We start from the raw sequence: 15,276 nt of genomic DNA, 5'->3' as shown, positions 1-15,276 counted from the left end.
ATTCGATATAAAATCGCGTTGGTGAATAACAGTTACTTAACGACAATTGCTCAACAACGGTCGCTCAACAACGAAGGATTCAGTATCTTTACAATAATGCGAATGTAGCATTCAATATAAACGTTAAATGTCTTTAAACTGAATGCTACAAAAAAATACCCCTATTTAAGCATAAATAAGGGTTTGATGATATGGCAGGATTATTTCAACAGATTACTGCGCTTGCTGCTTAGTGCTTTCTAGGATGGTTTACCTGTAGACAGTTTGCCGCTACATATTCTGAATTTTTTCACGTAATGCTGGTAGATGACGGCGGCTGACTGCTAGGGTCTCATCAATACCTTTAAAGTGCAGCTGAAACTGTCCGGCATCGAGTGTTTCTAAAAAGTCTAGATATTTAATATTGATAATGGCGTTGCGATGGACGCGAAATAACTTGCCTTCAAACTCTTGCTCAAGCTCTTTTAACGTATCATCAATAAGTACAATGCCGTCTTTGTGGCGTACTTTGACGTACTTTTGATCGGCGGTAAAATAATAGATGTCTTTGAGCTCAATCAGCTCTACACCGCGGTGGGTACGCGCCACGATATGTTCGCGCACTGGGCGCGCGGTTGGATTCTCAAGTTTGCGAATCTCGTTTAATTGCGCCGCATTGAGATTGGTGGCTTTTTTTAGCGCCTCGAGTAATTCATCTTTGTTGGCAGGTTTTAACAGATAACCGATGGCGTTGGCTTTGAGCGCCGCGATGGCATAATGGTCATACGCCGTGACAAAGATAATGGCGGGTGGATGGTTTAACGTTGCAAGCTCTTGCGCGCACTCGACGCCATCCATCTCTGGCATGCGAATGTCGAGCAATATAATGTCTGGTTGCTCAGATTTTACGGCGATAATGGCCTCAATGCCGGTTTTAGCTTGGGCAACCACTTCATGACCTGACTCTTTGACTATTCTAACCAAACGCTCGCGAGCTAAGGGCTCATCATCACAAACAACAATCCGCATCCAAACTCCTTTATAAGTGCCTACTTATAAATCTTTTCTCTGCACACGACAAAAAAACAAAAAAGTCTGTTAAAGCAAAGGCATAATAGTAATTTTTAAGACGAATCAGACCATGCCAAACTTTAACAGACTTAGTGAAACTTTAACCCAAAACCTGAGCATGAACAAGGCAAGAATCAATTGTTTGAGCCTAATGATAATAGCCCTGATTACTGCTCAAAGCAGTAATCTTAAAAAAAATAGCAAGACACCTTCCTAAGGGTGGCAAGACCGACAGTCACTATCGCAGACTACAGCGATTTTTTGCCGAAGCGAGGATAGACTACGATCAACTGGCTTTAATGATATATCGACTATTTGGGCTAGGCAAAGTCACCTTAACCATTGACCGCACCAACTGGAAATGGGGTAAAAGTAACCTCAACATCTTTATGCTAGGGGTGGTATATAAAGGGATAGCCATCCCCTTATACTGGCAAATGCTAGATAAGCGAGGTAATACAAACCATCTTGAACGCTGTGAACTTATTGAGCGGTTTATCAAACAATTTGGCAAAGATAACCTTGAGATGATAGTAGCAGACAGAGAGTTTGTTGGCGAAAAATGGTTTAACTGGCTCACCAATAATCACATACCCTTTGCCATACGGATTAAGAAGAACAGTAAAGTTAAGAATCATCATGGCAAGTTGGTACAGATTAAAGAGTTATTACGCCATGTTAGCCATCAAGAAACATATCGACATGGACGAATACTGACTGTCGATGGTTGTTTGGTTCGAGTATTTGCCAAGCGTGATAAAGACTATGGTTTAGTGATTGTGGCCACCAATCAACTAGAAACAGTGGATGCGATGACAAGCTATGCTAAGCGTTGGGAGATTGAGACTTTATTTGCTTGTCTAAAGGGCCGTGGCTTTAATCTTGAAGATACCCACTTAACCCATCTTGATCGGGTCAGTAAATTAGTCGCAGTGAACGCCTTAGCATTTTGTTGGGCTTATCATGTCGGTATTTATAAAGACAAAGATAAGCCGTTAAAGCGCAAGTTAAAGTCAAACGCTCGACCTCAAGCCAGTTTGTTTGCGCTTGGCCTGGATGTGTTGATTGAGGGCCTTCACTTGGTGTTCTTTAACAATGATAAGACTGTATTTCGACAGTTAGTTAGCTTTTTAACCCCTAAACCTATGAAAATCGGGTGGGGATGATTTTTTTGTCGTGTGCAGAGAAATCTTTTAAAGTATTAATAACCTATCAATCTTTAACACTCATCCCTTAGTAAGAATGCAACTCCCTACTTAAGTTATAAACCAACTGCCGCACTTGTGCAAGCCACGAATCTAACTTTGCCGTTTAAATGCTTTAGCCGTGCATAACAGCTTTGACGGTGCAATAAATATGCCACGATAAATGCTTGGCGATAATTGGCTCATGCATAGCAACTAGAGCAACTGTTTTAAAGAACAAGAATTATAAACTGACATCTTGCAGCGGATAGCTAATATTAGTAAGAATTTGTTTATTCATGATGCTGTTTTGGATGTCGGCACTTTGACCAAAATAGGCGCGCAGACGTTGCGCCTGAATCATAAAATCCATATGTTGGCGTAAGTCATGGTTAATCAACAAGGTTTTTTTCGGCAGCTGCACGCTAATGGTAATGTCGACCCGATGCTGCAACCAAGTGACTTTTATATCAATATAAATGGTTTCGGTGGTCATCCTAATGACGTTCACTAGCATTTTTTCAATCACGCTTTGTAAGGTTAAAGCGGTAATCACCATGTCATACATGACGTCTTCTTTTGGCAATTGCCAGTTTACTACCAATTTATCTGCTAAGCGGATGGATTCAATGGCCAAATAATGCTCACACAGGGCAATCTCTTCTTCAAAGCTGATCTCACGCGCGCCATTAAAACTGGCACGAAAGAGCGCTGAGACGTGCTGCAATAAAACAGCGGCGCGCTGCGGCTCAGACTCAATCAGCGACATCAAAGTATTGATAGTATTAAAAAAGAAATGCGGCGCTAGGCGAGCTTTTAACACATCATTTTGGGCTCTCAATTTTTGCTCAAATGAGTGCTTTAGTGCATTTAGCTCACGATAACGGCGTAAAAAAAACAGCAAGGCGGCAATGGTAAATCCGGCGGCAATCACCGTATTAAATACAATGATTGAGATAAAGTCCGCCAAGTTATAGTTAAACCAGCCAGCGTTTATCATAATTAGCAAGGCCAACGCGACGGTCACCGCCGTGGCAGTGGTCAAAATGAGTAAAACATACATACTGACGGTCGTTACGCGTAAGCCTTTAAAAACTGGACGTAGATAATCGATGAGATAAAAAGAAGGAATCAAGGCCAAGCTGGTTTGGATAAATCTTGCCATAAACTTGATGATAAACTGCGTTTCATTGACCACGCTATGCCGATCGACAATCGCCACAAACAGCGACCAAAAAAAGATTGCCAGCAGCCATTGCCAAGGCTTCATCATCTCCATGAGCTTGGGCATAAAAAACTCTAAGCGCTCCGCTAGTAAGGCAACCTCATCATTTGCTATACTTGAGTTCTTATTCTCTTGACTTGTCTTGAACTGATATGAACGCCAACTCTTCAAATAGTATTAATCCTAATTCAAATAAAAATTCATCTACTCCTGATTCTAGCATAGATGCTTCTATAACCAACACTCCTGCGCTGCAAAGCGCTACAGGTGGTCAAGGTCAGCAGATGTGGGGCGGGCGCTTTAGTGAAGCGACTGATAGCTTCGTTGCCGCCTTTACTGCATCCGTCGGCTTTGACCAACGCTTTGCGCGTCACGATATCCAAGGCTCAATCGCCCATGCAACCATGCTGAAAGAATGCGGCATTTTAAGTGCTGATGAGGTTGCGACCATTATCGATGGCTTACAGCAGGTGCTGCGCGAGATTGAAGCTGGGGAGTTTAACTGGTCGATTGCGCTCGAAGACGTGCACATGAACGTCGAATCGCGCTTGACGGATATCGTCGGTGCGGTTGGCAAAAAACTACATACTGGCCGTAGCCGTAACGATCAGGTTGCGACCGATATTCGTCTATGGTTGCGTGAAGAAACCGACAATATCATCGCGCTACTGGTACGTTTGCAAAGCGGTTTACTAGATTTAGCCGAACAGCATACCGACACCATTATGCCGGGCTTTACCCATTTGCAAACCGCGCAGCCAGTGAGCTTTGGTCATCACGTGATGGCATGGTTTGAGATGCTCTACCGCGATACCGAGCGTCTGGTCGATGCCCGTCGCCGTATCAATCAGATGCCGCTTGGTAGCGCTGCCCTTGCTGGCACGACCTTTCCAATCGATCGTACCATCACGGCCAAATTGCTAGGTTTTGAAGGTATTTGCCAAAACTCGCTCGATGCCGTCTCAGACCGTGATTTTGCCATTGAGTTTACCTCGGCAGCTTCTATTTTGATGATGCATATGTCGCGTATGAGCGAAGAGATTATCCTATGGATGTCAGCGCAATTTAACTTTGTGCAAATACCAGATCGCTTCTGTACTGGCTCATCTATTATGCCGCAAAAGAAAAACCCTGACGTACCAGAGTTGGTACGCGGTAAAGCGGCGCGGGTTTTTGGCCAATTGATGACATTATTAAGCCTGATGAAAAGCCAGCCACTTGCCTATAATAAAGACAACCAAGAAGACAAAGAGCCGCTATTTGATTGCGTCGATACTTTGACGGGTTCGCTACTCGCTTTTGCTGATATGCTACCGAATATTACTCCGAATAAGGAAAACATGCGCGCTGCTACCATGAAAGGCTATGCAACGGCGACTGACCTAGCCGATTATTTGGTACGCCAAGGGGTGGCATTCCGTGATGCCCATGAAGTGGTCGGCAATGCCGTTGCTTTGGGCATTCGTGAGGGCGTTGATTTAAATGACTTATCACTGGCACAGCTTCAGCAATTTAGCGACGCCATTGGTGATGATGTCTTTGACTTCTTAACGTTAGAAGGCTCATTGGCTGCTCGTGACCACTTAGGTGGCACCGCGCCAAATCAAGTCAAACAGGCGGTGGTTAATGGACGTGCGCGCCTAAAATCGTTTGCTTAAAAGCCTTTTTTAAAGCTGAAGCTAGCAATAAAACTGTGCTTTAAAACTAGCGCTTTTCTCTAACACCCGCCATTGTGCGGGTGTTTTTTTGTCATGCCTGATTTTGCCAGCACTGGATATAGTCAAGGAAATTTAAAATCGCTACAAGGCGATCTACCGCAGATAGTACACTGAGTACATCTAGGGCGAGCAACACCGTAGCGGTTTAAAAGTACGCCGACTATAGATTTGATGTTACCTTCTCTACACCTGATACGCTTTGCTAAATCGTGCAAGCGCGTTATGATAGATTACCAATATTCGACACGATAATTTAATACCACTAATTAATGAGGATTGCCTGATGACTGAGACTTTTAATCCACAAGCCAATACCGTATTTTGCCGCAAATATAAGCAGGAATTGCCAAAAATGCCGCATCCGCCATTTCCTAATAAAAAAGGTCAAGAGCTACAAGAAACCGTTTCTGACAAAGCTTGGAAAGAATGGCTTGAGCAGCAAACCATGCTGATTAACGAAAACCATCTCAGCATGATGGACCCTGAAGCCAAAAAGTTCTTAACTGAGCAACGCGAGAAGTTTTTGGACAATGAAGACTACGAGCGCGCGCAAGGTTGGACACCAGAAAAATAATACGCACGGTGATTTTATTAATTAAAAAGAATGTCATTAATTGAAAAGCTGTCATTGATTAAAAGACAGTGATTACATTAATAACAGCAAGATTGCCTCTCTACTAACAAACGGCAAATGACTAGGCATCATCCCTATAGTTTGTTAGTATGAGACTGATTTACAACACTGACAGACTCGGGGTGCGGTGTATGACAAGCTTAGTTTAAGCTATTTCATACATTCGCTGAGAGATCACCCGCCGAACCTGATGCGGTTAGTACCGACGCAGGGAAGTCTTAAGACTATGTTTTATATACAAAGGGCGCGCAGAAATGCCTTTTTATTATTGCTCATACTTCATGTGCTAGCGTTTTTACGCGGCCATGAGGAAAGCAATAAAAAGCGGCGCCTACCAATCATTTAACAACGGCATTAGATTCATTTTCAATGAAAGTTGAATTTAATAATAGTGCAGACGTTTAATGATTGAATTTGTCTATCTTGCATCGTCTTGCCCCGCAGCTACTGGCGGTGTTGCTTTTATTCAAAAACCAACACGCTAGGACAGCATATGAACCTCACACAAAATACTTCAACTCCTATTGCCAAAACTTCTGACAAAAAAGCCGACGCTCTAAAAACGCCTGCCCATCGTACCGCAAATGATGCGCGTTTTGAAGAAGACGCTCGCGACTTACACCGCATCTTACCAGCTTCTAAAAAAGTCTATATCGGGGGCTCACGGCCCGATATCCAAGTACCGATGCGCGAGATTACCCTTGACCCTACCCCTATCCAAGGGGTAAGCGAGTACGATTGGGAGCAAAACCCACCATTTTATGTCTACGACACCTCAGGCGTTTACACCGATCCCAATGTCGAGATCGATTTGACCAAAGGCTTACCAAAGCTGCGTGAAGGCTGGATTGCTGAGCGCGGCGATACTGAACAGTTAAAAGGTTTATCTAGCTCATACGGACAAGCGCGCGCCCGTGATATCAGTACTGCTAACTTAAGATTTGCGCATATTGATAGACCACGTCGCGCCTTAGTAGGAAAGAACGTCACGCAAATGTATTACGCGCGTCGCGGTATTATCACGCCTGAAATGGAATATATCGCCATTCGTGAGACGCAAAAGCAGCACGAACTGACCGATATGCGCCAACACGATGGCGAAAGCTTTGGTGCCAATACGCCAAAAATCATCACCCCTGAGTTTGTCCGCAGCGAAGTTGCCGCAGGCCGCGCCATTATCCCCAATAATATCAATCACCCTGAATCTGAGCCGATGATTATCGGGCGTAATTTTTTAGTGAAAATTAACGCCAATATCGGCAATTCAGCGCTCGGCTCATCTATCGATGAAGAAGTATCAAAAATGACCTGGTCAACGCGCTGGGGCGCCGATACCATTATGGATTTATCGACCGGCAATCATATCCATGAAACCCGTGAATGGTTGATTCGTAACTCACCAGTGCCAATTGGTACGGTGCCGATTTATCAAGCCTTAGAGAAAGTCGATGGCGTTGCCGAAGACTTAACGTGGGAGATATTCCGCGATACCTTGATTGAGCAAGCCGAGCAAGGCGTTGATTACTTTACCATTCACGCTGGCGTACTGCTACGTTATGTACCGCTAACCGCCAATCGCTTGACGGGCATCGTCTCGCGTGGCGGCTCTATCATGGCGCAGTGGTGTTTGGCCCATCATAAAGAGAGCTTTTTATACACGCATTTTGAAGATATCTGCGAGATTATGAAGCAGTATGATGTGGCATTTAGCTTAGGCGATGGCTTACGTCCGGGCTGTTTGCAAGATGCCAATGATGAAGCGCAATTTGGTGAGCTACGTACCCTAGGTGAGTTGACGCAAGTCGCATGGAAGCATGATGTACAGGTGATGATTGAAGGCCCTGGACACGTGGCGATGAACCGTATTAAAGAAAATATGGACTTGCAGCTTGAGCTATGTAGCGACGCACCTTTTTATACTTTAGGGCCATTAACCACTGATATTGCGCCTGGTTATGACCATATCACCAGTGCCATTGGCGCAGCGATGATTGGCTGGTTTGGCACGGCGATGCTCTGTTACGTAACACCAAAAGAGCATCTCGGTTTGCCCAATAAAAAGGACGTCAAGGACGGTATCATCACTTATAAAATCGCCGCTCATGCTGCCGACCTTGCTAAAGGCCATCCGGGCGCACAAGCACGTGATAATGCCTTGTCCAAAGCGCGTTTTGAGTTCCGCTGGGATGATCAGTTTAATCTGGCGCTTGACCCTGATACGGCGCGTGAATATCATGACGAAACACTGCCAAAAGATGCGCACAAGTCTGCGCACTTTTGCTCAATGTGCGGACCGAAGTTTTGCTCGATGAAAATCACTCAAAACGTGCGCGAGTATGCTAAAGGTTTAGATGCAAAAGAAAACGGCGTTCAGGCTACTAGTGCGATGAGCCGCGCTGATATTAAAAAAGGCATGGACGAGATGACGCAAAAATATCATGCCGAGGGTCGCCAGTTGTATAAAGAGGTTTAAGCGATTAACGTTAATCCTTAATTCATAAAAAAGCGCTACTCATAAGTAGCGCTTTTTATTGCAAACAGTTTTATCTTTATAGTAGATTAAACCTTTGACGCTTCGTAAATCTCTTTAATAGAAGTATTAATCGTATCAGCAAACTCTGCGTCGCTTTGTTGCTTATTTAAGCCTTCGGTAAAAGCGCGCGAGAAGCTCGCAATCATACCGGGGTTTTGTTTAAGCTTTTCACAGGCGTCATGACGACTGTAACCGCCTGATAGCGCAACCACTTTGAGCACTTTTGGGTGATCAATCAGCTCTTGATAAAATCCGTCTTCTTCAGGCAAAGTCAGTTTTAGCATCACTTGATGATCATCGTCTAAAAACTCAAGATTGTGCAAAATACTAGTTTTAAGGATGATTTCGCAGTCATGCTTTTTGCTACTGTTGATATCCACTTCTGGCTCAACGATCGGCATAAAACCTTTAGAAAGAATTTGCTTTGCGACATCAAACTGCTGCTGGACGACAAGCTCGATACCATCGACACTTGGTTCATAAATGACTGAGCGCATCTTGGTGCCAAATACCGGATAATTTTTTGCTTTATCCAGCAACAAGTCTAGATTTGGCATCGGACGCATCACCTGTACGCCGTTCATGTGTTCAGCCAAACCCTTATCTACCTTTAAAAAAGGTACGATATTTTTATCTTCCCATAGGTAATTGGCGGTCGGTTTGCCATTAACCTCGCGCTCCATGGTATCTTCAAATAAAATCGCCCCGAGTACACGCTCATTATCAAAGGCATCACAAGTCATAATACGGGTGCGCATTTCATGCACCAAATCAAACATCGCTTCATCATTGTCATAAGCATCGCCGCTGACGCCATAGTTCTCTAATGCTTTTGGCGTGCTGCCACCACTTTGGTCAAGCGCGGCGATAAATCCTGAGCCATTTTTTATATGCTGTAGTTGTTTTTCGTATTCCATTGAATGGGTATCCTATCCTAATTAATAAGGGTCAAACGTTATTATAATAAGTCAATCAGCCCTCAATAGTATGAGCCTGACTGTCAGTTACCTTATCATAGGACATGCCACCTGCCTATTGTTGATAAGTTAAAATTTTACCTATTTCATAGTGGCATTATTAAAGCAAAAACAATACCGCTACACAGCCAATCGCCAATAATAAACCGACGATATTGATACGATTGAGGCGCTCTTTAAATACCCCAACCCCTATCAAGGTTGCCACCGCAATCACGCCGACGTTCATGCCTGTAAAGACGATACTTGGCGACTCAGACAATACTTGATGGGCGCGTACATAAGCATAGATATTGCCCATATTGAGCGCGCCAAGTAATAATCCTGCGCTAAGGGCATTGCCCTGCCAACGCACGCGCGTGCTAAGCAGGTAAACGAGTAGCAGCAAACCTGCCAGCCCAAAGGTCACAAATAAAGTTAAAGGAAACGCCGCGCCTTGCTTGGCAACTTGTTTGAACAAAATATCAATCACGCCGTAACCGAGCCAAACGCCAAATAACCAAAGTGGCGTCTGCTTTGCTTGGCTATTTATAAGCCCGTGCTGCGGACGATAAACCAAAGCAGCGAGTGCTAAAAATCCTAACAACAGACCAAATATGCGCGTACCCGTTAATACTTCGCCAAATAATAAAAAAGCAGCAACGATAGGAATGATCAGTGATAAACGCTGGGCGGCATCGGTTGCTACCACCCCGACCGATTCAATCGCCCGCCCAAGAATAACAAACACTGCTGGCAACAAGATACCAAGCGCAATAATGATACCCCAAGCATTTCCAAGTGCGCCGATACTACTAACATCTGGTTTTAATAACAGCCAAGTTAATAAAAATGCCACGGGATATCCCGCCACGATGGTTTGGCGAATATCGATATTTTTTTGGCGTAATATTTTTAAAAGTACGGAAACAGCGACGCTACAGAGCACCGCTATCGTTAAATACATCATCAACTTTATCCTTGTTAAGTCGCAACTTTGCGCGTTTATTATTCGTAGGAGTAAAAGAATACTCATTCATTAGCCGATTTTTCGATTATTAAAACGTATAAATAAAAGGAAGCAACAAACTAGAAGAAATGATGGAATGTAACAAAACATTTCATCCACAGCAATCTAATTATTGTGTGCTCTACCTGTCAGCTTACAATTAGCATGCAGGCATGAGGACGAATTTTGTTAAAATAACCAGCAATCCTAATAACAAAAGTAACGATTCACGATAGCGCTTGACGGCGTTTATCTTGGCGTACTGCTATGAATGCTCTTTGACTGCCTATGAACGCTTTATTTCGCTTTTTTGAAACTCGTCTGCCCGCCTTTCCTGAGACGCCTATGCCGCTGCCCTCGCCGCGCGATGGTATGCTCAAATTTATGTGGGCATGTACCAAAGGGCTACGCGGGTGGTTATTGCTATTTATGATTTTGTCTGCTGGTATCGGTATCTACGAAGCGATGCTATTTGCGTGGATTGGCAATATCGTCGATTGGCTTGGCGTTTATACGCCGCAAAATCTGTGGGCAGAAAAAGGCGATATGCTGCTTTTGATACTGGCCGTGATGATTTTAAGTCCGCTTTGGATTGCCCTATCGTCATTTATCCATTTTCAAACCTTGCAAGGCGTCTTCCCGATGCAGATGCGCTGGCGTTTTCATCAGCGTATGCTTGGGCAATCGATGCAGTTTTATCAAGACGAGTTCTCTGGTCGCGTTTCTGCTAAGGTAATGCAAACGGCATTGGCCGTACGCGATACCGTGATGACGGTCACAGACATGTTTATGTACGTCGCCGTTTATTTTATTACTTCTGGCATTATTTTATTTAATTTAGACAGCTTATTATTGATTCCATTTATTGTGTGGTTTGTCTTGGTGTGGCTGGCGATGTGGTATTTTATTCCCAAACTTAAACAAACGGCGATTGTACAAGCCGATGCCCGCGCGTTAATGACGGGCCGCATCACTGATGCGTATGCCAATATCATGACGGTTAAACTGTTTAGCCACTCGCGCCGCGAGCTCGATTATGCCAAAAACGCGATGGGACAGTTTTTAGGTACGGTCCATGCGCAAATGCGCTGGGTCAGCTACCTTGAGGTATCAACCCACTTAATCAGTGTGATTTTGGTCAGTAGTACGGCCGGTATCGGAATTTATTTATGGCAACAAAGCGCTGTCGGTGTTGGCGCAATTGCCGCTGCCACGGCGATGGCGCTGCGATTAAATGGCCTGACGCGCTGGATTATGTGGCAAACTGCTAGCCTGTTTGAGAGTATCGGGACAGTACAAGACGGGATGCGCACCTTATCTGCGCCGCAAACCATCGTTGATAAGCCAAATGCCGCTATCCTTAAAGTCAGCGATGGTCGTATCGCTTTCGACCATGTTGATTTTAGTTATGAAGGCGAAGACGATGCCACAGGTTTAAACAAGCATAAATCAGACAAGCCTCTAGATAACACGCATGAAGATGCTGTTATTCCTGCTGCGGATTCTGCAGCGGGAACTTCATACGCCAAGCTATTAGATAACTTTTACTTAGATATCAAACCGGGTGAGAAAATCGGTCTGGTTGGGCGTTCAGGCGCTGGTAAATCAACTTTGGTTAATCTACTCCTGCGCTTCTTTGATGTTGATAAAGGCAAAATCTATATCGACGGGCAAGCGATTGACGAAGTTACCCAAGAATCGCTGCGTCAGCAAATCGGTATGGTCACCCAAGATACCTCGTTATTGCACCGTACTGTGCGCGAAAATATCGCTTACGGTCGTCCTGACGCAACCGATGAGGAAATCATTACAGCTGCTAAGCAAGCTCAGGCGTGGGACTTTATTAAAGATTTATACGATGACAAAGGCAATACCGGTCTTGATACACAAGTCGGCGAGCGCGGCGTTAAGCTCTCTGGCGGTCAACGTCAGCGCATCGCTATCTCACGCGTGATGCTAAAAAATGCGCCGATTTTGTTACTGGACGAGGCGACCAGTGCACTTGATTCTGAGATTGAATTTGCCATTACCGAAAGCCTAAACGATATCATGACCGGCAAAACTGTGATTGCAATTGCCCATCGATTATCGACCATTGCCGCGCTAGATAGATTGGTGGTCATGGATAAAGGCCGTATCATCGAGCAAGGCAGTCATGATGAGCTACTGGCGTTAAATGGCGTTTATGCGCGCTTATGGCAGCGTCAAAGTGGCGGCTTCTTAGGCGAAGACAGCTAATTGCAAGTTAACAATAAAATGTAAGATAACGGTTAAAAAACCACCACAAGGAAGTGAAGTTTTTATGGAAACTTTTACCAAACGTATTAATATCAGTGGCAAGCAAGCGCGCTATTATGATTTAGAGCAGTTGAACCAAACTGCAAATCAAGCAGACAAACCGAACCACCATAAACGCCCGCCTGCTCATTTTTATGGTGGTAACAGCTTTACTGTTGGTACTTATGCACCATTATTAAATAAGCTCGCAACGGATTTTGATTTATCGGCGCTGGCGCTACGTGGTTATTGGTATGACAAGCCGCAAGCGCCGCGTCTGACCCGTGAGCAAGATGCCGATATACTGATTGAGTTTTTAGAGAAAACCCAAAACGCGCCTATCGTTGGTATTGGGCATTCGCAAGGCGCAACAGCGACCGCTATAGCAGCAGCAAAACGCCCCGATTTATTCTCGCAGTTATATCTTATCGAGCCTGTCACCTTTACTAAAAAACAAGCAACGCTTTATAACTTACTACCGCGCAAGATATTGCTAAGCCGTGAACCTTTTAAAAGCACCCTAACCAAGCAATCGACGTGGGCAAGTATCGATGACTATTATGAGCATTTGCGCGCGCAACGGGCTTATAAACGTATCAGTGATGAGCACTTAAAAGTATTTGCTGAACAAAGTTTGACGGCCAATAACAATGGCAGCTATAGCTTGATGTTTGCCCCCGAGCAAGAGCTTGCCAACTATTTTGGTGCGCCCCATATCGATGCGGCATTAAAAAAACTCAGCTGTCCTTATACCTTAATCACCGGCAAACCGACTTTGTTTATCAATGATAAAGTACGTAAACAATGGCAAGGATTTGTTCCCGCCGATAGCATTATCTCTTTGCCCGATTACGGTCATCTTTTGCCAATGGAAGCACCTGAACTGTGTGCGCAAATTATTAATGAGCATTATGAAAGCAATAAATAAGCCGAGCGATATGGAATGTAGGATATATGGGATATAAGCAATGAGCGACCTTTTTGTCCCTGCGCCAACCGATAATTTATTGCCTTATGATGGCAAAGTTAATGACTTAGGTATCGTTATCGATTATCCCAGTGCCTTATACTATGCCCTATTAACGACGCTACCTTGGCAGTCTGATATCGTGACATTATTTGGTAAGACGCATGTCACCACTCGCCAAATAGTATGGATGGGCGACAGTGCTGCCAGTTATCAATACTCGGGGCACAGGCGGCAAGCCATTGAGTGGACAGACTCAGTGTTTCATGTGAAACATCATATCGAGCGGCAACTATTAAAAATCGGTATCAATACCCACTTTAATTCTTGCCTGCTAAATTACTATCCGTCCGGCGACGATGGTATGGGGTATCATGCCGACGATGAAAAAGAACTAGGCAATCAGCCAGTTATTGCTTCTTTGTCACTCGGAGCGACGCGCAAGTTTGTCTTAAAGCATAAAAAAACTCAAGATAAAGTCGAGCTTTATCTTGAGTCCGGTCAGCTTATCGTCATGCATGGTGAGACGCAAAAATGTTGGAAGCATACTGTTACTAAAACAAAAACGGTTTTAGAAGGACGTATTAGCTTAACCTTTAGGCAAATGATATTAGATTAAACTCGCTTAACTTAAATAACCTCGCTTAACTTAAATAACTCTGCCTTAGCTTGCTTTGAGCACAATCTTGCCAAAGGTATCGCCTTTTTCTAGCTCGCGGTGAGCAGCGACCACTTCAGATAATGGATAAGTTTGCTGAATTTGTAAAATTAGCGTGCCGTCAGCGACATCTTGTAAAACCTTTGCCATATCTTCGCCATTTGGCTTTACCGCATAACCATCGACGCTCAAGTTTTTATTACTACCGGCAGCTTTTAGTTTATCAACCCAAATGGTCGGTAACACTTTAACGCGACCTCCAGATTTGAGTGTGCTCAAAGCGCGCACGCCGGCATCGTCACCGACCAAGTCCATCAGTACATCGGCTTGTAAGTCAGGAAAATCTTGGTCTTTGGTATAATCTATCCAACCTTCCAACTTGCTTTTATCTATCAATTTATCAAGTTTGGCGTATTTTTCTGGTGAGCAAATAAGCGTGACTTTGATATTATCTGACGCTACCTTTTTCAGCAAAAACTGAATCGCTAAATGTCCAACGCCGCCCGCTGGCGCGTTTATCACCACATGCTCAGCGTTTTTTATGTTGGCAAATTCTACAAACTGTAGCGCCGTTTGCCCGATACAAGGCAATGCCCCTGCTTGCTCTAATGTCACAGACTCAGGTACTTTTGCCAGTAAATCAGCATCGATCGCCACGTATTCAGCGTAGCAGCTGCCATCAAAACTAAGGGCCGCGACGTCATCTCCAATCATAAATTTATCGCTATTACTTTTGACCACTATCCCTGCAACATCAAAGCCTAAAATAGCGGGCTCGCCTTTATCAAAGTTATTTTTTTGAATCGCATCGGCGCCCCAGCCTTTACCTTGACGGGTTTTATAATCGACGGGGTTGATACCGGCATAAGCGACTTGTATTAATACTTGGTTATCCTTTAATGCAGGCATAGCCACGCCGTCTTGATATGTCATGACTTCAGGTTCGCCAAACTCGCGTATCTGTACGGCGTGCTGCGTCGTTGGTAGGTGTTTATCAGACATGATTTTTCATCCTTGTATTATTCTAATTTCTCTTTTTTGGTTAGTTTCTTACTTGTTATCCAT

Annotated in this window: 12 protein-coding genes and 1 riboswitch; of the genes, 7 read left to right on the top strand and 5 right to left on the bottom strand. The window is 44.2% G+C overall.

Annotated features, from left to right (window positions below; genetic code table 11):
• Positions 1-270: 270 nt before the first annotated feature.
• Positions 271-1,008, bottom strand: coding sequence for a LytTR family DNA-binding domain-containing protein (locus tag AB8P72_RS00530; RefSeq protein WP_068407854.1), 738 nt, complete (start codon positions 1,006-1,008; stop codon positions 271-273).
• 212 nt (positions 1,009-1,220) lie between these two features.
• Here AB8P72_RS00530 and AB8P72_RS00525 point away from each other — a divergent pair, with 212 nt between their 5' ends.
• Positions 1,221-2,216 (top strand): IS4 family transposase, encoded by a 996-nt coding sequence (locus tag AB8P72_RS00525; protein WP_145958783.1) that lies wholly within the window; start codon positions 1,221-1,223, stop codon positions 2,214-2,216.
• A gap of 262 nt (positions 2,217-2,478) precedes the next feature.
• Here AB8P72_RS00525 and AB8P72_RS00520 read toward each other — a convergent pair whose 3' ends face one another.
• A complete protein-coding gene (locus AB8P72_RS00520) occupies positions 2,479-3,525 on the bottom strand; it encodes a sensor histidine kinase (protein ID WP_369957886.1) in 1,047 nt (348 codons plus the stop codon).
• A gap of 218 nt (positions 3,526-3,743) precedes the next feature.
• On the opposite strand from AB8P72_RS00520, the gene argH reads away from it, so the two are divergent.
• The 3 genes from argH to thiC all read left to right on the top strand — a co-directional run bounded on the left by argH (position 3,744) and on the right by thiC (position 8,284).
• Positions 3,744-5,117 (top strand): argininosuccinate lyase, encoded by a 1,374-nt coding sequence (argH, locus tag AB8P72_RS00515; protein WP_102077748.1) that lies wholly within the window; start codon positions 3,744-3,746, stop codon positions 5,115-5,117.
• 343 nt (positions 5,118-5,460) lie between these two features.
• Positions 5,461-5,751: an oxidative damage protection protein gene (locus tag AB8P72_RS00510; protein ID WP_068407860.1), complete on the top strand. Its 291-nt coding sequence runs from the start codon at positions 5,461-5,463 to the stop codon at positions 5,749-5,751.
• Between the two features lie 168 nt (positions 5,752-5,919).
• Positions 5,920-6,042, top strand: a riboswitch (TPP riboswitch).
• A 262-nt stretch (positions 6,043-6,304) separates the two neighbouring features.
• Complete coding sequence (thiC, locus tag AB8P72_RS00505; RefSeq protein ID WP_369957885.1) at positions 6,305-8,284, top strand: phosphomethylpyrimidine synthase ThiC; 1,980 nt, start codon at positions 6,305-6,307, stop codon at positions 8,282-8,284.
• Positions 8,285-8,370: 86 nt separating this feature from the next.
• On the opposite strand, the gene AB8P72_RS00500 is transcribed toward thiC, so the two are convergent.
• Both AB8P72_RS00500 and AB8P72_RS00495 read right to left on the bottom strand, forming a co-directional pair.
• On the bottom strand, positions 8,371-9,261 hold the full coding sequence (locus AB8P72_RS00500) for a fructose bisphosphate aldolase (RefSeq protein WP_102077747.1): 891 nt from the start codon (positions 9,259-9,261) through the stop codon (positions 8,371-8,373).
• A 160-nt stretch (positions 9,262-9,421) separates the two neighbouring features.
• On the bottom strand, positions 9,422-10,270 hold the full coding sequence (locus AB8P72_RS00495) for a hypothetical protein (protein WP_102077746.1): 849 nt from the start codon (positions 10,268-10,270) through the stop codon (positions 9,422-9,424).
• 327 nt (positions 10,271-10,597) lie between these two features.
• Between AB8P72_RS00495 and AB8P72_RS00490 the strand changes: the two genes are divergently transcribed.
• From AB8P72_RS00490 to AB8P72_RS00480, 3 genes are all read left to right on the top strand, one after another.
• Positions 10,598-12,547 carry an ABC transporter ATP-binding protein gene (locus AB8P72_RS00490; protein WP_369957884.1) on the top strand — a complete coding sequence of 650 codons (1,950 nt, stop codon included), beginning with the start codon at positions 10,598-10,600 and terminating at the stop codon, positions 12,545-12,547.
• Between the two features lie 64 nt (positions 12,548-12,611).
• Positions 12,612-13,514, top strand: coding sequence for an alpha/beta fold hydrolase (locus AB8P72_RS00485; protein ID WP_102077744.1), 903 nt, complete (start codon positions 12,612-12,614; stop codon positions 13,512-13,514).
• 40 nt (positions 13,515-13,554) lie between these two features.
• The gene (locus AB8P72_RS00480; protein WP_102077743.1) at positions 13,555-14,172 is read left to right on the top strand and encodes an alpha-ketoglutarate-dependent dioxygenase AlkB; all 618 of its coding nucleotides are present in this window, start codon (positions 13,555-13,557) and stop codon (positions 14,170-14,172) included.
• Between the two features lie 45 nt (positions 14,173-14,217).
• Here AB8P72_RS00480 and AB8P72_RS00475 read toward each other — a convergent pair whose 3' ends face one another.
• Positions 14,218-15,213 (bottom strand): NADP-dependent oxidoreductase, encoded by a 996-nt coding sequence (locus tag AB8P72_RS00475; RefSeq protein WP_068407878.1) that lies wholly within the window; start codon positions 15,211-15,213, stop codon positions 14,218-14,220.
• Positions 15,214-15,276: the final 63 nt, after the last annotated feature.

Origin of the sequence: Psychrobacter sp. CLB018, from assembly GCF_041222815.1 — a bacterium.
Lineage (GTDB): Bacteria > Pseudomonadota > Gammaproteobacteria > Pseudomonadales > Moraxellaceae > Psychrobacter > Psychrobacter faecalis.
Note: the sequence above shows the minus strand (reverse complement) of the source record. Positions and strands in the feature narration are given on the sequence as shown.